Raw genomic sequence first — 21,188 nt, forward strand, 5'->3', positions numbered from 1 at the left:
GCCGCGAGAAGGGCTCAGAGTTCGTTTCCAGCGAGCTGCAGCGCTTCAGCCTCCCTCTTGGGATCCAAGGCACAGCTGTCATCCAGCAAGAGCTGAAGACGTGGGCTCACGGCCTCCACCAGGGGGTTGGTCAGCACAACCCGGCTGATGCCCAGCTCCTCCAGCGTGTTGACCAGCGCTTGGTTGGCTTGGCTGCGCCGAAGACGTCCCTTCTCTACGAGGCAGTCGCTGCTGGCCTTGGCCATGGCGGCATAACTTCGAATTCTGCGGGCCAGCACCACCACGGCGACCCGCCGTTGAACCTCGGGTGCCAGGGGAGCATCCTCTGCGGCAACAGCCATCACTCCGGCAACAGCCATCCCTGACGCCAAGGGCAGAACCAAGAGCAGCCCAGCGAGAGATCGGGGGAAGTGCATCAACCTGCCTGGAAAGCTCACTCAGTCAAGCCTGGGAAAACGCTGGGCGATGGTGCTGCCGCTGTACTGAGCCACCCATCCCTCAGGATTATTGAACCAACGCACGGCACAGAACCGGGGGTGCTGGCCCATATCAAACCAATGACGGGTCCCTGCCGGAACACGAATCAGGTCGCCCTGTTCACAGAGCACGCTGAGCACCTCAGAACCGATGTGCAGCACAAACAAGCCGCACCCTTCCACAAAAAAGCGCACCTCGTCTTCAGCATGAGTGTGCTCCTCAACAAACTTGCAACGCAGGGTCTCGCGATCGGGGTGATCCGGGGTCATCCGAATCGCATCGACCGTGGCATAGCCGCCATCGCGCTGAACCCGGGCAATGGCTGCGGCATAAACCTCAAGGATGGAGGCTTGATCAGCACCCTCAGGAAGGGGCTGATGGGCGGGCCATTGCTCAAAACCGATGCCCCGGCGCTGAAGTTCCGCCTGAATCACCGCTGGATCACCGCTCTCCAGCTCGGGTAGAAGCCCATTCGGGGCATTTTGTGCTGTTTCGTCTGGAAAGATGCTGAGACGACTCATCGTCTGGACCCCGGGCGCATCGACTGCTGACCATCATCGATCCCACCATGACTGGGGGTCTCACGCTGGTGGGAGTCGGCCCGGGCGATCCATCTCTGCTGACCCTCGCCGCCGTTGAGGCAATCCGCCAAGCGCAGGTGGTGGCCTACCCGGTCGGACGAACGGGAGCCGACAGCATGGCCGCCCGCATCGCCACCGATTGGATCCGCAGCGACCATCAGTGCCTGCCGCTGTTATTCCCGATGGTGGAGGCCGCCGAGCCACGTCGAGCCGCCTGGGAGACGGCGGCGCAACAGCTGCAAAACATCGTCCGTTCTGGCCAGCGCGTTGCGCTGCTGTGTGAAGGCGATGCGTCTCTGTTTGCGAGCTGCAGCTATGTCCTGCTGGCCATTCTCCAGGAGTGGCCCGACTGTCCCGTCACGGTGATTCCCGGTATCACCTCGTGCTCCGCCGCGGCCGCTGCCGGCCTCTGGCCCCTCGCCCTGCAGCAGGATCAATTGCTGGTGCGCCCCTGCCCCGACACCCCTGAAGAGCTGGGAGTGGTTCTGGACACCGCCGCCACCACAGGGCAGGTGCTCGCCCTGCTGAAACTGGGGCGACGCTGGAGTTGGGTGCAACCCCTGCTGAAGCAACGCTCGCTGCTGGATCAAGCACTGTTCGCCGAGCGAGTCGGCTGGCCGGAACAACGCATCTGTTCAGCGGATGTCGTTGATGCCGAACCGCGCCCCTACTTCTCACTACTGCTCATTCGTCAGGGATGGCCTGATGTGTTGCCCTAAGCCAGCTCCCGACTGCGTTCCGCGGCTGCGATGACAGCTTCGATCAAGGCGGAGCGCAGACCGATACGTTCCAAGGCACGAACGCCAGCAATCGTCGTTCCCGCCGGTGAAGTGACCATGTCCTTGAGCTGGGCAGGGTGCAAATCGCGACGATCCAGCAGTTCAGCCGTTCCAGCCAGGGTTCGGTGGCTCAGCCGCAACGCCAGATCCCTTGGCAGACCGGCAGCCACCGCTCCATCAGCCATGGCCTCAGCCACCAAAGCCACAAAGGCTGGACCCGAGGAAGTCAACGCCAAGAAGGCATCAAGCTTGGCTTCAGCCAGCTCAAGCACTTCGCCCACATCGGCGAATAGCTGCTGCACCTGATCCCGTTGCGCTGGAGCGATCCCTTCACCCCAGGCCAAAGCCGTCAAACCGGCTCCCACCAGCGCAGGGGTATTGGGAACCGCCCTCACACAGCAGTGGCCAGGAAACAGATGCTGCAAGCGAGCCAGAGACACTCCCGCCAAAACAGAAATGAGCAGCGGCCGATCCGTGACGGGTGGAGCTGCTGCAGCAACGGAATCCAATTGCTGCGGCTTCACCGCAAGCAACTGGACCGGTGCGGTCCAAACCTTGGGAGCTGAAGGATCGTCAGCAGCAACCAGTCCGATGCCAGCCGGCAACTCCAAGCGGCGTTGCTCCAAGGAGCCGCTCCCCCCAACAACGGCCAACAGCTGGTGAGCCGGAATCCGACCACTCTCCAGAAGTGGAAGCACAAGGGCCTGAGCCATGCGGCCCAGACCGATTACACCGAAAGCTGGCTGCACAGGAGAATTCAGAGAGCGGCGGCTCCCCAAGCGGGCGAAGGAGCGCTGGAGGATTCCCCAGCATCTGCCACATCGGCCTCACGGCTCACAACCGTGGGGGCCGAGGCCTCGTCCTGGCCCGTGTTGGTGACGGTGACGCAACTTGGGGCGAACAGGAAGATGCTCTCTCCGACGCGCTCCTGATGACCATCAATTGCGAAGGTGCCACCAGCAACGAAGTCAACGGCACGCTGCGCCTGGTCAGGCTCCATCATCGTGAGGTTGAGAATGACCGTCTTGCGTTCTCGCAGGGCCTGGATGGCCCGAGGCATTTCGTCGAAGCTGCGAGGTTCCATCACATTCACCTCAGCAGATGCAGTGCTGATGCCCGGCATCCCGATCACATTGGATCCAGGCAGGTCACTACCGAGATCAAATGGGTTGGTATCACCAATGGTTGCCAGTGCACCACCATCAGCCTGCATGGCGCGCTGGTCCTGGTCGTCTTGTTCGTCTTCGTAAGCGAAATCATCCAATTCGCCATCGAGATAGTCATCGCCAGCGACGACAGCACGGAGACGGGAGATCAGCGACACCTTGGGATTCCTCTCGGTCTGAATGTGGTTCGAAAACCATGTCCCTGGATACCGTTTTCGCCGGTGCGAGGCAAGTCAATTCGCAGAGTCTGTTGACACCAATCTCGGGCCGAACAGTGCCGAGCCAACCCTGAGCCAGGTGCTGCCCGCCTCCGCAGCCTCTTTCCAGTCGCTGCTCATCCCCATCGAACACTCCGCCAAGTCGAACCGATCCGCCAGGGAACGGCAGTCGGAAAACAACTCTTTGCGCTGCTTCGCGGCCATGTCGAATGGCGCCATGGTCATCAGGCCCGAGATCCGCAACCCCGGCAGAGCTTGCAGATCTGACCAGATAGCGCAGAGTTCATCGGCAGACAGCCCCCCTTTACTGGGATCTGGGCGCAGTTTGACCTGAAGCATCACATCGGGCAGCCGGGCCTCCTCCACAGCAATGCGCGACACCCGTTCAGCGAGCAGCAAAGAATCGACGGAGTGGATGAAATCGAAGGCCTTCACCACGGGCCGCACTTTGTTGCTCTGGAGGCGGCCGATGAAATGCCAGCGCAGCTGCAGATCGATCAGCTCCTTCTGCTTACGCAGCGCCTCCTGAACACGGCTTTCCCCGAAATCAAACTGACCGAGCTCTGCCACGGAACGGACGGCCGATGCCGGGTGGCCCTTGCTAACCGCCAGAAGCCTGGCGGAGGAGGGGCGGTCAACTTGGAGCGCCTGCCAACGCGCAGCGAATGAATCCGTCAAGAGTTCAGATGAACGTCTGATCGAACAGCTGAGTCCAGGAGTTCAGGTCCTCTGACCGGTCCCGCCGGCACCGGCCCAGATGCACCTCAGCGTGGTGACGTGCGTCGCCGTAGGGGATCACTTCGAACTGGGCGCCACGGGGCTGCAAGGTGACCAGGAAGAACATTCTCTGGGCATACAACGTGGCGTAAACGTCACGCCCCTCACCAGCCGGAGCTACCCGATAGAGCATCCCGAAGGTGGGGTGATTCAGATATCGCTCGGACGCCATGCCGTGATCAGCCTTGATCAGAGGTCATAGAGCACCGTACTGACCCCGGAGCCCGATCACCAACAAGAGCAATGTCATCGCCAGGCCATTCAGCAGGTGAGCAGGATGTTCAGGAGGCATGCGGAAATACGAAGGGCCAAGAATCCGACCCCCACGGGCCACCAGTGCATCCGCTCCCTGCTCAGCTCTTAGAAGGATGTTGGCCAACAGCCTCTCTCCCACGGCCAGCACCAAGCCGAAGCCGGCCTTGAAACCCAGCTGGCGCAGATTGACGGCACGACTGGCAAGAGATCGCAGCAGATTCTGGAGCTCTTCCTGAACGAGAGGCAGAAAACGAAGGGCCAACAACAGTTGAAACCCCAGCCGCTCCACAGGACACCCCAGCCACTTCAAAGGAGTCAGACACCAACTGAGAGCCCAGACCAGATCCTCCGGAGGGGTTGTGATCAGCATCAAATTGACGCTGTGAATCACCGTGAAGATCAAGGTCGACGTCCGCAGCCCCAGCACTGCAGAGGCGCGGTCCACCACCAGAGGACCCAGCTTGAGACCACCCAACTGCAGGGGGCCTAGGCGCAGCAGATCCCAGGAGGGTCCTTCCGTCTCGAGCCCAGGAAGCTCGGCCGGATTACGAAGGGGGAAAGCCGCAGGGGGATCAACAGCAGGCAACAGCATCGACAACAGGCCCACCACAAGCGCCAACGCCGTCAGCAGAAGAACGGACCGCCACCACAGCGACCGGGCCAGACCACTGGCCAGGGTGATCACCACCAGAGCAACCACAAGAGCGACGCGCCACAAGGGGCCGGCCAAAACAGGTGTGAGCAGAAAGACGAGGGACCAGGCCAGCTTCAGTCGAGGGTCCAACCGCCTGAGCCAACCACTGGAGCCATCGACGTATTGGCCCATCGGGACCTGACGTAACCAGTCCATGACTCAGCCTTTACGGCTCTGTTGACGGGCCAGATCGCGTTCAGCGTCGCGCTGTTGCTTGCCGCGCCAGAACAGACGCAACGGACTTCCATCGAAGCCGAGGCCCTCGCGGATCTGACGCTCGACATAGCGCCGATAGGTCTCCCCGAAAAGTTTGGGGTCGTTGACGAACAGGGTGAAGCTGGGGGGTCGACTTGCGACCTGCGTGCCGTAATACAACTTGCCCTGACGCCCCCCTCGGGTGGTGGGCGGACTACGCCAGCTGAGTGCTTCCTTCAGCACCTCATTCACAACGGAGGTACTAACTCGGCGACGATGCTGTTCAACCGCCAAGGCGGCCAGAGCGAAGATGCTGTCCACCCGTTGGCCGGTGAGTGCCGATGTGAACAACATCGGGGCCCAATCGAGGAAGTACAGCTTGGAGCGCAGCTCTTTTTCCATCGCCGTCATGGTGTGGCTGTCCTTCTCGACGGCGTCCCATTTGTTGACAACCACCACACAGGCTCGTCCGTCCTCTTCAATGCGGCCCGCCAGGCGCTGATCCTGCTCGGTCACGCCATCCAGGGCATCAATGACCAGCACGCAGACATCGCTGCGTTCGATCGCCTTGAAACTTCGGTTGATCCCGAAAAATTCCGGGCCATAGTTGACGCTGCGCCGCCGGCGGATGCCAGCTGTGTCCACCAGACGCCAGGGGCGTTGCTCCCGGATGATGCTGGTGTCGATCGTGTCGCGCGTTGTGCCGCGAATCGGACTGACGATGGCCCTCTGTTCTCCACAGATGGCATTGAGAAGACTGGATTTCCCGACATTCGGCCGGCCGATGATGGCCATCTGAATCGGTTCCTCCTCCTCCCCCTCTTGATCCTTCGGCGGGAGAAACGTGAGCACCTGATCAAGGAGTTCACCGGTTCCGGCCCCGTGGATGGCCGAAATCGGATGGGGCTCACCAAGCCCAAGACTCCAAAATTCGCCGGCCATGGCCAGGCCCTGTTCAGGCGACTCACACTTGTTCACCGCGAGAAGCGTGGGACAGCGATGACTGCGCAGAAATTCAGCGATGGATTCGTCAGCGGCCGTCAGTCCCTGCTGACCGTCCACGATCACCAAGGCCACACTGGCTTCCTCGAGAGCAAGAGCCGCCTGCTCCCGGATCTCAGGCAGAAATTCACTGTCGTCATCAAACACCAGTCCGCCGGTGTCGACGACCTTGAATTCCCGATCACCCCAATAGCCGTCCTGATAGGTGCGATCACGCGTCACGCCGGGCTCATCGTGAACGATGGCTTCTCGGCTGCGGCACAACCGGTTCACAAGGGTCGACTTACCGACATTGGGGCGTCCGATGATTGCGACGACGGGACGCGCCAAGGGTCTGTTCAGGCCAATCATTCACCCTACAGAGACGCCTTTAGTGCCGATGAGCCTGGTGCCCATCGCGAGCAGAACCGAAATTCTTTCCGGCCGAGACAAATGAGTCTTAATTGAGACAGCTAGGGCGAGTGAAGTGTGTTCCCTCGCCATGCTCGAGCTCGTCGCCAGCCTTGTGGTCGACCTCTCCGACCAGCGCCTGACGGTTTACAACAGCCAACAGGAAGTCGTCCGCGTGATCCCCGTCAGCACCGGCAAGGCCTCAACGCCAACACCGACCTTCAACAGCAAGGTCTTCACGAAGTACCGCTCCACCACGATGTACGGACGCACCTACACCGTTCCAGGCGTGCCTTACACGATGTGCGTCAGTGCCAACGAGGCCATCTGCCTCCATGCAGCGCCCTGGCAGGAGAACGCCGGGCAACCCTTCGGCGTCCCCCGCAGCCATGGCTGTGTGCGCATGCCCATGACCCACGCCCGCTGGTTGTTCCACAACACGCCGAAGGGCACGCCGATCACCATTCAGGCCTGAATCACCCCACCGGCAGATCGCCGGGGTGCCCCTGCACCGGATCGGCTGGAGCCGGAAGCTCTGTACCTAAAGGCCCCTGTTCCGGCAGGGGCTCCCCTTGCTGTGCCAGCCAGGCCAAAAGCCAGTTCACCGCCGTGGCACGACGGGTCCGTCGGGGGAAAAGCTCACCGATCCGGTAGCCCGCAAAGTTGAGCTGCTGCTTCAGCAGCTGCTTGTATTCCTTGGGAATCGATCGGGTCAAACGAACCGATGCCGGCCGCTCGGCGATCAACTCGGGCGCCAAGGGGAAGGCATCCGCCCAATCTGTTGGCGTGTCTGGACCGGCGCACCATTGGAGTTCATTGGGCCGGTATCCCAAGCGCTCCCAAACCCTCTCGCAGACAAAACGATCACTGCAGCGGTCCTCCAGAATTTGATCAAGCAGATCTCGACTAATGGGCCACAGCTCCATCAATGGAACAATGAGAGAGATGGAATAAGGGTATGACCATCGTGACCCCTAAAGCTCAAATACACCGATAGACCTACCAACTAAGATGGTATAATTATATTTGATATTTACAATCAAGACCTATCGCTTAAATCGCGAGCAAGGCAAAAAGCAACAAAAACCTTAGCAAGGTCTAACAACAAAAGCCAAAGCCATGACATCACTTAAAAATAAAAACAATCCGTCATAACAATGACCAATCCAATAAGCCAAAAATCTTCCAACAATAGCCAAAACAGTGCTGGTCACGCCGTCTTCATCACTGGCATGCATCGAAGCGGCTCAAGCGCGTTGTCACGCGCCATGACAACACTTGGCATTCAGCACACATCCAATCTGATGAATGCAAGCGAGGACAACAAAAAGGGATACTGGGAAGACAATGAATTCGTCTGCTTCAACGACGATCTACTGAGGAGAACAGGACAACTTTGGGAGATGCCCAAACTAATAAAAGTCGATGAAATCTTAAACCTTGTAGACGACCTCGGAGAGGAAGCATCGTCCTTTCTCAATCGAAAAATATCCTCAGGAAAGCCCACCTGCCTCAAAGACCCAAGACTATGCAATCTGGCCCTTTTTTGGAAAAAAATATGCGAAGTAAACAGCATAAAATACGACTTTATAGCAACATACAGAGATCCACTATCGACGGCAAATTCAATAAAAAAGCGAGACAACATTGACATTGAAAAAGGACTTTCAATGTGGTGCACATACTACCTCAATCTCCTTGAAAATCTCAACTGCAACGACGTAATAGTTGTCAACTACGATGAACTACTAGACAACACACGCTACGCACTTGAAGCTCTTTCAAGCTCCTTAGGAATCACTCTGATTGAAGACGAGTTAAAGATTTACTCAGAGCAGTTTCTCGACATAAGACTACGACATAACGATCAAGCACTCATTTCAAAAAAGCCAATTGAAATTATCAGCAATCAAATTAAAAACACTCTAGACGACCTGAAGGCAAAACAAACAGATCATTACCCCAACTGGAGCAATACATTAAATCAACTACGTAATTCTTTGATCGAGGCAGATCCAGAACTCTCAGAGGAAAGCACAGCGTCTAAATTGAAAAAACTTTTCGCAGTTCACTACACAAAAGCAGAAAGATGTTCCAAGGAAATTTGCGAAGCCAAACAAGATATACATACACTACATTCTTGGCTTAACGAAAGCAAACAAGAAACACAATCTACGCGGATAGAGCTAAGTGCCATCAAAAAAGAACTCCAACATACCAACGAAGTGTTGGTAGCCACCCAGACTGAATTCGAGCGCATCAAAGTTCTCCGACAAGCGGCTAGAAAGCGCTACGTGGAAGCCTTAGAACAATTCCACAGCTTAACCCAAACTATTTGGTGGAGAACAGCAACACCATTGAGATTAATACTCTCATCACGGCATGACAGAGCGAATCTCCGGTCACTCAAATCGCGCATTAGCCCCGAAACAGAGAAGGACTAAATATGGAAAACCTTTTTAATCAACCAATATCACTAAAGGGCAATGGAAAGCCACGCTCATTGCATTCTCGGGTATTGCAGTCGCCTCTCGCTGGCGTTAGCGACAGAGTTTTTAGATCACTTGTTCGTCACTGGGCTCCCGATGCCCTGCTGTTCACCGAGATGGTGAATGCCACCAGCCTGGAAATGGGGCACGGGCGCGGCAAGGTTGAGTCGCTCGCCGGCGAATCAGGACCCATCGGCGTGCAGCTGTTCGACCATCGCCCCCAGGCCATGGCTGATGCCGCACGGCGGGCCGAAGCCATTGGCGCCTTTCTGATCGACATCAACATGGGATGTCCCGTGCGGAAGATTGCCCGCAAGGGGGGCGGTTCCGGCTTGATCCGTGATCCAGAGCTGGCCATTCGGATTGTGGAAGCGGTAGCGGGTTCCGTGGCGGTGCCCGTCACGGTGAAGACGCGCCTGGGTTGGTGCGGCAGTGATGCGGATCCAGTGCACTGGTGCCAGCAACTGGAACGTGCAGGAGCTCAACTGCTCACGCTGCATGGACGCACCCGCGAGCAGGGCTTCAAGGGCGCTGCGGACTGGAGCGCCATTGCCCAAGTCCGAGAGGCCCTCACGATCCCGCTGATCGCGAACGGCGACATCAACACCCCCGAGGATGCGTTGCGCTGCCTGAATCAGACCGGTGCAGCGGGCGTGATGGTGGGCCGAGGCACCATGGGAGCTCCATGGCTGGTGGGACAGATCGACGCCGCACTGGCCGGTCGCGCCATCCCTTCCACACCCAACCCGTCAGCACGGCTTGCGCTGGCTCGAAATCAACTGGACGATCTGGTGCAGGAACGCGGCGACCATGGACTGCTGATTGCCCGAAAACACATGGGCTGGACCTGCACGGGCTTCCCTGGAGCGTCGCGACTGCGTCATGACTTGATGCGGGCTCCCACACCCGACCAAGCCAGGGATCTGCTGACTCAGCAGATCGACGCCCTTGCCGCGTCCGCTTGACTGGACACCCCGACGATCAGGGCGTGGCGCCTTCAAGCGGCAAGGACAACACGCTTGATGCCAATGCCTGGCAGCGCTGGCGGTCTGGCCTCGCCAACGCCGAAGAGATCGAGCATTGGCAGCAACAGCTCCACCAGCAGCTGCCCCAGCTCCCGCAAGAGCTGCTGGATCCGTCTCTGCTGCCCATCGCCCTGTTGCGCGACCCGATCCATTGGTCCCCCGAAGACAGCGGGCTGGATCCGGTCGATCTGTTGGCATCCCACAGGGATCTCACGCACGCCAACCAATTGCTTTCCAGCGGCCGCCTGCGCGAAATCGCCCTCGGCCACCGCAGCCTGTTCACTGATCTGCCGCCGGTTCACCTCCAGGCCTACCGGGATGGGCTGAGACCAGTGGCATGTCAGGACGGCCTCAGCGCCCTGGAGCACCTGGCCGGCATCGGCCGTCAACGCTTTCAGCGAGGACTGCCCCTTGGCAAGGATCTCGATCGGTACCAGCCCCCCGCTCCAGACCCAGCACCAAGCGAGTCCATTCCCTCAGCGGCCTCGATGCTGGTGGTTCTCCACCAAACACAAGCGGAGCTCGAGGCCGACCACATCCAGCCAGGGCAGGGGTGGGGCCAGATCCGCCACGCCTCTCTGGAGGATCCTTCCGGTTGGATGAGCGAGCCAACTCTCGATGGCGAAACCCTGGTCAGCTTCTGCCATGCCAGTGATCAGCTGGATCGCCAGGCGGCCCTGCGCATGGCGCAGTGTGCGATGAAACACCCTGCAGCGGTCTTGCTGACCAGCGATGAGACGCTGCGCTGGAGCGATGACCCAGGCATTCCGGCAGGGAACCGCCAGAACCGAACAGAGATCACACCGTTTCGTCTGCTCTGTCGGGGATGCCTAGGCGGCCTGGTGACGATCCGCTGGTCAACGCTGCAACAACTGACACTGCCGGCGTCCACCGGTTCGCTCCATGCCCTGCTGCTGGATCTGGCGCTGCAGGTTTGCGAACGCGGCGACGCCGTCGCCCACTGTTCAGAGGTGTTGCTAGCGCGATCGATTCGGGCGAACCCGACCGTGCCCGACGTGGCCTCGCCGGCCGACCGCCATTGCTGGCCCCCTGAGCTGAGCGCTGAGATCCTGGCGATCACCCAGCGACACAGCCCAAGCTTTCTGGTGCCCGGTGGGCAACTCACTCCCGTTGATTCGCTGAGCGCCTGCCATCAGCTGCAACTCCACACCGAACCCACCGTTCTGGTGTCGGTTCTGATCCCGTTTCGCGACCGGATCGACCTCACCCAAAGCTGCGTCGCCTCCCTGCGCCGCTGCGCCGGAGCTGTGGCCTATGAGCTGATCCTGATCGACAACGGCAGTGAGGAATCCGCCACCCAGGCCTGGCTAGACGAACAGGCGCAGCGCGACGACGTCTGCGTGGTGCGGGTGGACGAACCGTTCAACTATTCGCGTCTCAACAACATCGGCCGACGCCATGCCCGTGGCAGCCATTTGTTGCTGCTGAACAACGACATCGAATTCCGATCAGCTGAGGTGCTTCAGGCCCTGCTGGACCCGTTCGCGTACCGCGGCACCACTGCTGTGGGGGCGAGGCTGCACTACCCCGACGGGAGCATCCAGCATCAAGGGGTCGCCGTGGTGAAGGGGGAACGGCGCTGTGTGGTTGAGCCCGGAAAACACCTGCACAGTGCCCCTGTGCTGGCCACGCTCACCCCCTTGCTGGTGCAGGAGGAGTTCACCGCAGCGACAGGGGCCTGCCTGATGCTCCGCTGCAGCGATTTCGATCGCATCCAAGGGTTCGATGAAGATCTCGCCGTGGTGTTCAACGATGTGGATCTCTGCCTGCGCCTCAGGCAGAGCGGTGGTTCGGTCGCCGTGACCCCCTTTGTGGAGATCGTTCATCACGAATCAATCAGTCGCGGCAAAGACCGCGAAGGCACCGCTCTGGCCCGGCATCAAAGGGAGTCCGGTCACCTGAGGGCCAAGCACGCCAGGTTGTTCACAGAAGGTGATCCCCTCACCAGTCAGGGCATTCACCCCCACAGCAATCGCTACCAACCCAGGGAGACAGCGCCGCGATCGAAAGGGCCGGTTGCCGATGCCGTGCTGATGCACTGGAGGAATTCAAACTTCCAGCCCAGCCGCCAACGACCAATCGTTCTGCTGGCGCATTTTTCAGGCAACAACCGGTTTCGAGACGACCTCTTCCCACTGATTGATGAGTACCGACGCTTCGCCGATGTGATCGTTGTGTCGTCGGCCAGCGGGTTGCGCTGGCACCAGAGAACGCTGCATCGGCTGCGCCAACGCTGTGCAGCCATCGTTATTCGACGCAACCAGGGGTATGACTTCGGCAGCTGGAAAACAGCACTGAACCTGCATCGGCAGGACATTGAGCAGGCAGCATTCCTGGTGCTCACCAACGACAGCTTCTGGGGACCGGTTACTCCCCTCGACGACCTGTTCCATCGCCTGCATGCCAGTTCAGCGGACGTGATTGGGCTGACGGACGATTTGATGTACGAACCCCATCTGTCGTCAGCCTTCACTGCTTACAAACCCAAGGCACTGCAGTGCCCAGCCTTTGGCCGTTTCTGGGAGACGTTGCAGCTCTGGCCCCGCAAACGGGACCTGGTCAAACATTGCGAAGTCGGGCTGCCGGTGCAGCTACAGGCAGCGGGGCTGAGGCTTGAGAGCCTCTACACCCACAACGCCAACGGCAATGTTCTGCACTACGACTGGAAGCACTTGATTGAGCAACGCGCCTTCCCCTTCCTCAAGGTGAGCCTTCTGCGGGACAACCCGACGCGACAACCCGTCGACACCTGGCCCGAAGTGATCGGCCAACGCAACCCTCAGCTGGCGGCCAGCATCCAACGACAACTGCGGCCCAAACCAGGATTGCAGCGGCTGTTGGAACGGCTTCGCCGTCGAGGGAACGCAAGTGATCGCAGGGGGTCTCGTGCTGTAATAGCGCCGACTTCACGCCGGTGAGCCAGCTGATGAGCACCGCATCCAAGCGACGGGGAATCATCCTGGCTGGCGGAACTGGCACGCGGCTGCACCCGATCACCCAGGCCGTCAGCAAACAGCTGTTGCCGGTTTACGACAAGCCGATGATTTATTACCCGCTCAGCACCTTGATGCTGGCGGGGATTCGCGAGGTGCTGATCATCACCACCCCCCACGACAGGGAGTCTTTCCAGCGCTTGCTCGGCGATGGCAGCCGCTGGGGCATGACGATCGAGTACGCCGTGCAACCAAGCCCGGATGGATTGGCCCAGGCGTTTCTGATTGGTGCCGACTTCCTGGCGGGCCACCCCGCTGCTCTGGTGTTGGGGGACAACCTCTTCCATGGACACGATCTGGTGCCCCAGCTGGTGAACAGCAACGCTCAAGCCCAAGGGGCGACGGTCTTTGCCTACCCCGTCAGGGATCCCGAGCGTTATGGCGTGGCCGAGTTCGATGCCGATGGCCGCGTGCTGAGCCTGGAGGAAAAACCTCAACAGCCCAAGAGCCGCTACGCCGTGACGGGGTTGTACTTCTACGACGACAGCGTCGTGGAACGTGCCCGCCAAGTGAAGCCTTCGGCGCGGGGCGAGCTGGAGATCACCGATCTCAATCAGATGTATCTGGACGAAGGGCGGCTGCGGGTGGAGCTGATGGGCCGGGGCATGGCCTGGCTCGACACCGGCACCTGCGACTCCCTCAACGATGCAGGCAGCTACATCCGCACCCTGGAACACCGTCAGGGGCTCAAGGTGGGGTGCCCGGAGGAGGTGGCTTGGCGCCAGGGCTGGATCACAGCAGAACAGCTGAATCAGCTAGCGCAGCCCTTAAAGAAGAGTGGCTACGGCTCTTATCTCCTCCAGATGCTTGAGGAGAGCGTGAGCGATCACGCGGCCCTGCAAACCAGCCTGGAGGTAAGCCATGCAGCTTGAACAACTCACAACTCCTTCCGGCGCATTGATGCAGGGGCCCCTGCTGATTACGCCCCAGGCCTTCGGCGATGACCGTGGCTGGTTCTACGAAAGCTGGAACCAGCGCAAGTTCGATGAAGCCGTCGGCGAATCGGTGCTGTTCTCGCAAGACAACCACTCCCGCTCGGTCCGGGGTGTGCTTCGGGGACTGCACTATCAGCTCGCACCGGAACCCCAGGCCAAGCTGGTGCGTGCCACGGTCGGATCGATTTACGACGTCGCCGTCGACATCCGGCGCGACTCGCCCACCTACGGCGCTTGGGTCGGCGCCGAACTGAGTGCCGAAAACAAATGCCAACTTTGGATTCCCGAAGGCTTCGCCCACGGCTTTCTCACCCTCAGCAGCGTTGCTGAAGTGCAGTACAAGGCACGGGGGTTCTGGAACAAAGCTTGTGAACGGGCCATCGTCTGGAATGACCCGGATCTGGCCATTGCCTGGCCGATTGATCGGCTAGAGGGCGGAGAGGTGAGCCTCTCTGGCAAAGATGCCGAAGCGCCGGGGTTCAAAGCCGCTGAAGCCGCGGGAGACGTTTTCCCATGAAGGTTCTGCTCACCGGAGCTGGCGGACAGCTGGGGCAGGCCCTGATCGCCTCCGCCCCCCAGGGACTTGAGCTGGTGGCCACCAGCCGCCAAGAGCTTGACCTGGCTGACCCTGACGCCTGCCGCGGCGCCGTGGAACAGCATCAACCGGATTGGGTGCTCAACGCAGGTGCTTACACAGCGGTGGACAAGGCCGAGTCGGAACCCGATCTGGCCCACGCCGTGAATACCGGAGCGCCGGAAGCCTTTGCTCATGCGCTGGATCAACAGGGGGGACGCCTGCTCCAGATCAGCACCGACTTTGTCTTCAACGGAACCCAGGGAACGCCTTATCAACCGGAGCAGCCCCGCGAGCCTCTCGGGGTTTATGGCGCCAGCAAAGCTGCTGGAGAAGCGGCGGTCCAAGACGTTTTTGGAACAGGAGGCCGGGGGCTGATCCTGCGCACCAGCTGGGTGATCGGGCCCGTCGGCAAGAACTTCGCCCTCACCATGCTGCGCCTTCATCGCGAGCGGGATCAACTGGGTGTTGTCGCCGATCAGGTGGGCTGTCCGACCAGCACGCTGAACCTGGCCATAGCCTGCTGGAGAAGCCTTGAGGTCGCCGGTGAAAGCGAGCTCCCGGCGGTGATGCACTGGAGTGACGCCGGGGCCGCCAGCTGGTACGACGTAGCGGTGGCAGTGGGCCGGATCGCGGCTGAGTTAGGCCTCATCGACACGCCCGCTGAAGTTCAACCGATCACAACAGCGGACTACCCAACGCCAGCAGAGCGCCCGGCCTATTCCCTTCTCGATTGCACGGGCACCAGAGCCGCCTTGCAACTGAACGGGCAGCATTGGCAACACGCCCTGAGGGATGTGTTGCAGCAGGCCAAAACCCAATAAATCTCCACTGAGTTCACAACCCACTCCCCCACAAAGCCTCTCCCCAACCCTGATCAATGGTTTCTTCCATGCCTTCCGCCTCTGACCTGCTGGGAGAGCGCCGCAGAGTTCTGGTCACTGGAGGTGCCGGGTTCATCGGAAGTGCCGTGGTCCGCAGGCTGCTGCGGGAGAGCACGGTGACCGTGTTCAATCTGGACAAGATGGGATACGCCAGCGACCTGTCGTCGATTGAGGAGGTGCTGAACGAGCTGGACGACGCGGCGACAGGTCGGCACAGGCTCCAACAGGTGGAACTAAGCGATGCAGCTGCCGTGGAGGCGGCGGTCAAGGAGGCCGACCCGGATCTGGTGATGCACCTGGCGGCCGAAAGCCACGTGGATCGATCCATTTCTGGTCCTGGCGTGTTCATCGAGAGCAATGTCACCGGCACCTACAACCTGCTCCAGGCAGTGCGAGGGCACTTTGAGGACTTGCGTGCTGAACGCCGGGACGCCTTCAGGATGCACCACATCAGTACGGACGAGGTGTTCGGCTCGCTTGGATCCGAGGGACGCTTCTCAGAGACAACGCCCTACGCCCCCCGTAGCCCCTACTCCGCCAGCAAAGCGGCAAGCGATCACCTCGTGCAGGCCTGGCACCACACCTTCGGTCTTCCGGTGGTGCTGACCAACTGCTCCAACAACTACGGACCCTGGCAGTTCCCGGAAAAGCTGATTCCAGTGGTGACCTTGAAAGCAGCCGTAGGAGAATCGATCCCTCTCTATGGCGATGGGATGAATGTGAGGGATTGGTTGTACGTGGAAGACCACGTCGATGCCCTGCTTCTCGCGGCCTGCAAGGGTGAATCCGGCAGCAGTTACTGCGTGGGCGGCCACGGTGAACGCACCAACAAAGAGGTCGTTCAAGCGATTTGCCAGCAGCTGGATCAGAGCTGCCCTGCATCAGCTCCCCACACGGATTTGATCACGCCGGTGACCGACCGTCCAGGCCATGACCGCCGCTATGCGATTGACCCGACCCGCATCAGCTCCGAGCTGGGCTGGAGTCCACGCCACAATGTGGAACAAGGTTTGGCAGAGACCGTTCGTTGGTACCTGTCCCATCAGGAGTGGTGCAACAAAGTGCGAGCGCGCGCGGGATATGACGGCAGCAGGCTGGGAATGAAAACACAAACCAATGCAGAGTCGGGGAATGCCTAAACAACGACATTCACTATCGGCGCTGTCCAACACGGCGCGGCAGCTGCTCAAAGCCTCTGCGTCTGCACTGGGCGAGCAACGAATATTGCCCAAGGCACTGCGAAAACGCCTGATTCGACTGTGGCAGCCCGTCCCCTCAAGCCCACCGGAGAACAGACGCAAGAGAACCTCTCCTGAACTGCAGGATTACATCAAAGACCTGCAGAACAACAAAGCAGAAAAACAAATAATTCGCGACTTTCGAGAACTAGCGCATTACGCCTATGCCTTTGATATTGAACATTATAAATCACAATTAGAGCCAAACATAGCGAATACACTTCAAAGCATCGGCGACGTCATTTTTCACTACTGCTCCTCAGGGAGCAACAATGGAATTGATCCCAGCAAACTATTCGATACAGACAATTATTTCAGCAAATACCCCGACATCAAAGAGAGTGGACTTAATCCAATGGTCCACTTCTTCAAGTTTGGCATCCATGAAAACCGCTATTCAATGGATGACATCCACTACATGCGGAAGATGGCCGACATCAAAAGGCCAGACGCAGATGCAATAAATCAAACAAAAGAAGATCTTCATACTAAAAAAATTGGCGTATTTCTTCACGTCTTTTACCCAGAACTTGCGGAGACAATCGCCGCCTACCTAGAAAACATACCGTGCAGAATTGATATCTTTATTTCCACCACAAAAGATGCAACCCAGGCACTGCAGGACATCTTTGGAAGGGTCAATAATGCCCAAAAAGTTGAAGTCAGACATTTTAAAAATATTGGACGCGACGTCGCACCTTTTATTGTTGGATTCGGGGATCAGATCCTCAATTACGAGCTTATTCTCAAGCTGCATTCCAAAAAGAGCCCCCACAGCAATGCCCTAAGTGGCTGGTTTCTACACTGCCTCGACAACCTGATTGGCAGCAAAGCCGTCACTGCAACCAACCTAAAGGCACTGCAATCGACAGAGATAGGCATCGTCTATCCAGTTGAAAATTACGCCCTCAGCCTTGGGATCAAACACGATTCGTGCTGGGGACATGAAGATGGAAACTACAAAAAAGCCAATTCTTTCCTGACTCAATTCAACCTCAGTCATATCAAAAGAGACAGTCAGTTCCGATTCCCGACTGGAACCATGTTTTGGTGCAAGCCAGACCTACTCAAGCCGATTCTCGACTGGAATCTGGATTGGCAGGACTTTGATGAAGAAGGGGGGCAGATCGACGGAACAATCGCCCATAGCATCGAAAGACTCATTGGCATTTCAACAACCGAAATATACAATCAAAAACTACAAACAACCTACTGCGGATATTCCCTTTCAAAACAACACCTCACCGACAAATCTGTCATCGAAGGTCGCAATAAACTAAAAATCGATGGCTTCGAGAAGGTCATTCACTTTAAACCTCAACCGCTTGAGCCAAACTGGTCACTGCAGAACAACATTAATCGCAAGTCACTCCACATTCATTGGGTGATCCCCAACTTTACGCCAGGTCTCGGTGGCCACATGACCATTTTCAGAGCAATCGACTTTCTCGAGCGCTGTGGCCACAAATGCACGATCTGGGTGCATTCCGAAATGAAGGGAGACAAGCCGAGTCGACTAAGCCTTTTGCATAAACGTGTTATCGATCAATACTTCATATCGCTAAAAACTGACCAGGTTTACATGCTGGGCAACAGCCAGGACGACCTGGATCGTGTGAGTGGAGACGTGGTCATTGCTACAGATCGAATGAGCACCTATCCAGTTCTTGGAATGAGCAAGTTTCAGAAAAGATTCTATTTTGTTCAAGACTACGAACCGTACTTTTTTGCGCGAGGAAGTTCAAGCATCCTTACTGAACAATCCTACGCATCTCATAATAATTTCTCATGTATTTGTGCAAGCCCATGGCTGAAAAAACGGATGGAAAGTTTTGGTAATTCAGCGATGTCCTTTCCACTCGCTGTTGATCAAAGTGTTTACCACCATGAGGCAACGGAGCAGCGCAGTCGAAACACAATTGCCTTTTATGTGAGACGCAGCACGCCTAGGCGGCTATACGAACTTGGACTTCTTGCCTTGAGGGCTTTGTTTGATCTGGGAGACAATTTTGAAATTATTACCTTCGGAGAGAAAGAGCTCCCAGATCTTGGAATCCCTGTGAAAGTCAAACACGCAGGAATTCTGGATGCCAGTGCCTTGGCCAACCTGTATCGCGAATGCACGATTGGATTCGTCCTTTCAGGAACCAACTACTCCTTGGTTCCCAATGAGATGATGGCCTGCGGGCTGCCCGTTGTTGATATCGATGCTGAGCACACACGGCTTTCCTACCAACCAGGAACAGCAGTCTTGGCCGAAGCCTCACCAGCTGGCCTGGCAAGTGTCTTAAGTCGCTTGTTGAATGATGCAACATTCAGAGAAAACACCGCAAGTGCGGGACGCGCAGCCACCGCAAACCTCCACTGGGATGCCTCCAACAAGCGAATTGAAAGCTTTATTCAGGAAGAACTGCCAGCAACAACAGCAGGATCTTCGCGTTCCACCCCATCGACTCCTTTGGTGACGGTGGTAATCCCCGTTTACAACGGAGGTAGATTGCTCAAAGCCGTCGTTGAGTCCTGTCTTGCGCAGGATCTCGATCAGGCATTTGAAGTGTTGTTGATCGATAGTGCGTCCAGTGATGGATGCCTGGAGACCCTGCCACAGGACGAACGACTCCGCCTCCACAGGATTCGCAAGGAGGATTTCGGCCATGGGCGCACCCGCAACCTGGGAGTGGAGCTTGCCCGAGGGAAGTACGTCGCTTTCATCACGCAAGACGCCCTCCCAGCGAATCGCATGTGGCTCATGAACTTAATCGCGCCACTGCAGAATGATCCAAGTGTGGCCGGGGTCTTCGGCTGTCATATCGCCCATACCGATCATGGACAACTCACCGCCCATGACCTTGACCAACACTTCAATCGTTGGATTTTCAGAAGCCATCGCCAACCGATCGAGCTCGATGCTGATCGACAGAGCTCCAATGGCGTTGTCTCTACCCATGAACGCTTTTACTCCGACAACAATTCCTGCTTGAGGAAATCAATTTGGGAGAATCTGCCACTACCAGATGTCGTGTATGGGGAAGATCAGTTGTGGGCACGTGAAATTCTCAGGCAGGGTTACAAAAAAGCCTATGCCTCAACAGCAGTGGTTCGCCATTCCCATGAATATGGTTTTCGGGAAACGGTCATACGCGCCAACACAGAATGGCATTTCTATGACCAAATGCTCGGCGAAAGGTTGCCTTCCACTAAACAAGAGGTGCTGAATATGGTTGAGACAGCTTGCGCCAATGATCGTAAGGCCAAAGATCTCTATCCAAATATCAGCGACAATGACCTAAGTCGACGACGTCGGCTTCATTTTGCACGGGCTTGCGGCTATTACTTGGCCAGCAAAGGTCATGGTGACATACGCCCTTGAACACTCGAATGGTGCTGTAATGGAGTCTCAGGCTTTCCGCATCGCATTAAGGAGGAATCCACCCACACCCCAAGCCACAATAATGATACCGACAGACCCTAGAAATGCTTGCCACCGCCAGTTTTGATCTGGCGTAGCAGGCAATTGAGGTTGACTGAGAACAACCACAAATTTCAACTGTCGTTGACTCTCGCGACGACTGTTATCGGAAGCAAGACGAGCAGACTGCAACGTTTGCGTCGCAAATTCAACATCAGAAACCAAACCAGCCTCTTCAAGCGCAAGAGTATTTAAATCACGTCCATTCTTACTTACGGCACGATCTCTCTCCTCACGAATCTGAACTTCAAGTTCTTTAACTTGGTCTGCAATAAACGAGACTTCCGGTGCATTGGGGTCTCGGTACTGGCGGCGCAATGCGGCTTCTTGAACTTTCAAATCAACCAGTTGAGACTCAAGCCCAGAGATATACGAACTAGTTGCTGATTGTTCAGTCAACACACTTAGGTTTCCATGCTTTTCCTGGAAGAGCTCAAGACTTCTCTTTGCTACCTTGAGATTAGTCTCGGCCAGTCCCACCTCTTTTCTCGCAAATTGATTTTGGTCAGCATTAATGGATTGATTCACCTCATTAACAAAACGACGAGACTGTTTTAGCAACTCGTTGTTGAGGTTGAAAGCCTGCTGGGGTGAAAATCCAGATGTCGTCAGGATGACTGAACCACTCAAGGGCTGAGGGGCCACACTCAATTGCTTTCTATAAAAGCCAAGCTGTGCCGGAGCAGAACTGTTAGCGGGCAATCCAGCCCGAAGATCGGGAAGCTTGATGCGGTAATCCTGCTCAAGTTTTTTCCCATCGGGGAACAAGCGATTCTTAACATCAGATGATTCGAGATAAACCTGTAGGTACTGACCATCCACAAGGGAGGTCAAAACCTGAGGAGCTGCGGCTGCACCCGACAACACCGAAGCTGATGCTCCTTCTAGAGGTAAAGCCTGTTGAATCACAAACTCTGAAACGGCCGTATAGCGATCCCGCCCAATCACAAAACAATAGAAAGCCGAGGTTGCCAGAAAGACTGATATCAGAACCCTAGGCTTTGCAATCCTGTCCAACCGCTCTCG

21 protein-coding genes are annotated in these 21,188 nt (G+C 57.4%); 10 read left to right on the forward strand and 11 right to left on the reverse strand.

Annotated features, from left to right (window positions below):
* Positions 1 to 14: 14 nt before the first annotated feature.
* A complete protein-coding gene (locus FZX13_RS11240; protein ID WP_115022171.1) occupies positions 15 to 416 on the reverse strand; it encodes a hypothetical protein in 402 nt (133 codons plus the stop codon).
* 21 nt (positions 417 to 437) lie between these two features.
* Positions 438 to 998 carry an acireductone dioxygenase gene (locus tag FZX13_RS11245; protein WP_226409640.1) on the reverse strand — a complete coding sequence of 187 codons (561 nt, stop codon included), beginning with the start codon at positions 996 to 998 and terminating at the stop codon, positions 438 to 440.
* Positions 999 to 1,045: 47 nt separating this feature from the next.
* Between FZX13_RS11245 and cobI the strand changes: the two genes are divergently transcribed.
* On the forward strand, positions 1,046 to 1,777 hold the full coding sequence (cobI, locus tag FZX13_RS11250; protein ID WP_226409641.1) for a precorrin-2 C(20)-methyltransferase: 732 nt from the start codon (positions 1,046 to 1,048) through the stop codon (positions 1,775 to 1,777).
* Here the strand turns inward: cobI and proC are convergent.
* The 6 genes from proC to der all read right to left on the reverse strand — a co-directional run bounded on the left by proC (position 1,774) and on the right by der (position 6,474).
* Positions 1,774 to 2,550 (reverse strand): pyrroline-5-carboxylate reductase, encoded by a 777-nt coding sequence (proC, locus tag FZX13_RS11255; protein ID WP_370630818.1) that lies wholly within the window; start codon positions 2,548 to 2,550, stop codon positions 1,774 to 1,776. The two genes, cobI and proC, sit on opposite strands and share 4 nt — an antisense overlap.
* Before the next feature lie 44 nt (positions 2,551 to 2,594).
* The gene (locus tag FZX13_RS11260) at positions 2,595 to 3,161 is read right to left on the reverse strand and encodes a cell division protein SepF (RefSeq protein WP_115022174.1); all 567 of its coding nucleotides are present in this window, start codon (positions 3,159 to 3,161) and stop codon (positions 2,595 to 2,597) included.
* A gap of 75 nt (positions 3,162 to 3,236) precedes the next feature.
* Positions 3,237 to 3,899: a YggS family pyridoxal phosphate-dependent enzyme gene (locus FZX13_RS11265; protein WP_226409643.1), complete on the reverse strand. Its 663-nt coding sequence runs from the start codon at positions 3,897 to 3,899 to the stop codon at positions 3,237 to 3,239.
* Between the two features lie 4 nt (positions 3,900 to 3,903).
* Positions 3,904 to 4,170 carry a PipX family protein gene (locus FZX13_RS11270; protein WP_115022177.1) on the reverse strand — a complete coding sequence of 89 codons (267 nt, stop codon included), beginning with the start codon at positions 4,168 to 4,170 and terminating at the stop codon, positions 3,904 to 3,906.
* Between the two features lie 24 nt (positions 4,171 to 4,194).
* Positions 4,195 to 5,103 carry an energy-coupling factor transporter transmembrane protein EcfT gene (locus FZX13_RS11275; protein ID WP_226409644.1) on the reverse strand — a complete coding sequence of 303 codons (909 nt, stop codon included), beginning with the start codon at positions 5,101 to 5,103 and terminating at the stop codon, positions 4,195 to 4,197.
* Between the two features lie 3 nt (positions 5,104 to 5,106).
* On the reverse strand, positions 5,107 to 6,474 hold the full coding sequence (gene der / locus FZX13_RS11280) for a ribosome biogenesis GTPase Der (protein ID WP_115022600.1): 1,368 nt from the start codon (positions 6,472 to 6,474) through the stop codon (positions 5,107 to 5,109).
* Positions 6,475 to 6,625: 151 nt separating this feature from the next.
* Here der and FZX13_RS11285 point away from each other — a divergent pair, with 151 nt between their 5' ends.
* A complete protein-coding gene (locus FZX13_RS11285; RefSeq protein WP_115022181.1) occupies positions 6,626 to 7,009 on the forward strand; it encodes a L,D-transpeptidase in 384 nt (127 codons plus the stop codon).
* Between the two features lies 1 nt (position 7,010).
* On the opposite strand, the gene FZX13_RS11290 is transcribed toward FZX13_RS11285, so the two are convergent.
* Entirely contained in the window at positions 7,011 to 7,460 is a 450-nt protein-coding gene (locus FZX13_RS11290; RefSeq protein ID WP_226409645.1) for a DUF1823 family protein, read from the reverse strand.
* Between the two features lie 162 nt (positions 7,461 to 7,622).
* Positions 7,623 to 7,772, reverse strand: coding sequence for a hypothetical protein (locus FZX13_RS11295; RefSeq protein WP_226409646.1), 150 nt, complete (start codon positions 7,770 to 7,772; stop codon positions 7,623 to 7,625).
* Between FZX13_RS11295 and FZX13_RS11300 the strand changes: the two genes are divergently transcribed.
* From FZX13_RS11300 to FZX13_RS11335, 8 genes are read left to right on the forward strand one after another with little or no spacing between them, the layout of a single operon-like run.
* Positions 7,767 to 8,978, forward strand: coding sequence for a sulfotransferase family protein (locus FZX13_RS11300; protein ID WP_226409647.1), 1,212 nt, complete (start codon positions 7,767 to 7,769; stop codon positions 8,976 to 8,978). The genes FZX13_RS11295 and FZX13_RS11300 overlap by 6 nt on opposite strands.
* A gap of 2 nt (positions 8,979 to 8,980) precedes the next feature.
* Positions 8,981 to 9,988 (forward strand): tRNA dihydrouridine synthase DusB, encoded by a 1,008-nt coding sequence (gene dusB / locus FZX13_RS11305; protein ID WP_226409648.1) that lies wholly within the window; start codon positions 8,981 to 8,983, stop codon positions 9,986 to 9,988.
* Positions 9,985 to 12,987: a rhamnan synthesis F family protein gene (locus FZX13_RS11310; RefSeq protein WP_226409649.1), complete on the forward strand. Its 3,003-nt coding sequence runs from the start codon at positions 9,985 to 9,987 to the stop codon at positions 12,985 to 12,987. Before dusB ends, FZX13_RS11310 begins: the two co-directional genes overlap by 4 nt.
* An 8-nt stretch (positions 12,988 to 12,995) precedes the next feature.
* Positions 12,996 to 13,934: a glucose-1-phosphate thymidylyltransferase RfbA gene (rfbA, locus tag FZX13_RS11315; RefSeq protein WP_226409650.1), complete on the forward strand. Its 939-nt coding sequence runs from the start codon at positions 12,996 to 12,998 to the stop codon at positions 13,932 to 13,934.
* The gene (rfbC, locus tag FZX13_RS11320; RefSeq protein ID WP_226409651.1) at positions 13,924 to 14,514 is read left to right on the forward strand and encodes a dTDP-4-dehydrorhamnose 3,5-epimerase; all 591 of its coding nucleotides are present in this window, start codon (positions 13,924 to 13,926) and stop codon (positions 14,512 to 14,514) included. Before rfbA ends, rfbC begins: the two co-directional genes overlap by 11 nt.
* Positions 14,511 to 15,395 carry a dTDP-4-dehydrorhamnose reductase gene (gene rfbD / locus FZX13_RS11325; protein WP_226409652.1) on the forward strand — a complete coding sequence of 295 codons (885 nt, stop codon included), beginning with the start codon at positions 14,511 to 14,513 and terminating at the stop codon, positions 15,393 to 15,395. Before rfbC ends, rfbD begins: the two co-directional genes overlap by 4 nt.
* 56 nt (positions 15,396 to 15,451) lie before the next feature.
* Positions 15,452 to 16,594, forward strand: a complete 1,143-nt coding sequence (gene rfbB / locus FZX13_RS11330; RefSeq protein WP_226409653.1) for a dTDP-glucose 4,6-dehydratase — start codon at positions 15,452 to 15,454, stop codon at positions 16,592 to 16,594.
* On the forward strand, positions 16,587 to 20,063 hold the full coding sequence (locus FZX13_RS11335; protein ID WP_226409654.1) for a rhamnan synthesis F family protein: 3,477 nt from the start codon (positions 16,587 to 16,589) through the stop codon (positions 20,061 to 20,063). The genes rfbB and FZX13_RS11335 overlap by 8 nt, the downstream gene beginning before the upstream one ends.
* Before the next feature lie 27 nt (positions 20,064 to 20,090).
* Here the strand turns inward: FZX13_RS11335 and FZX13_RS11340 are convergent, their stop codons facing one another.
* Positions 20,091 to 21,179, reverse strand: coding sequence for a sugar ABC transporter (locus FZX13_RS11340; protein ID WP_226409655.1), 1,089 nt, complete (start codon positions 21,177 to 21,179; stop codon positions 20,091 to 20,093).
* Positions 21,180 to 21,188: the final 9 nt, after the last annotated feature.

This window comes from Synechococcus sp. MU1625 (assembly GCF_020514205.1).
Classification (GTDB): Bacteria; Cyanobacteriota; Cyanobacteriia; order PCC-6307; family Cyanobiaceae; genus Parasynechococcus.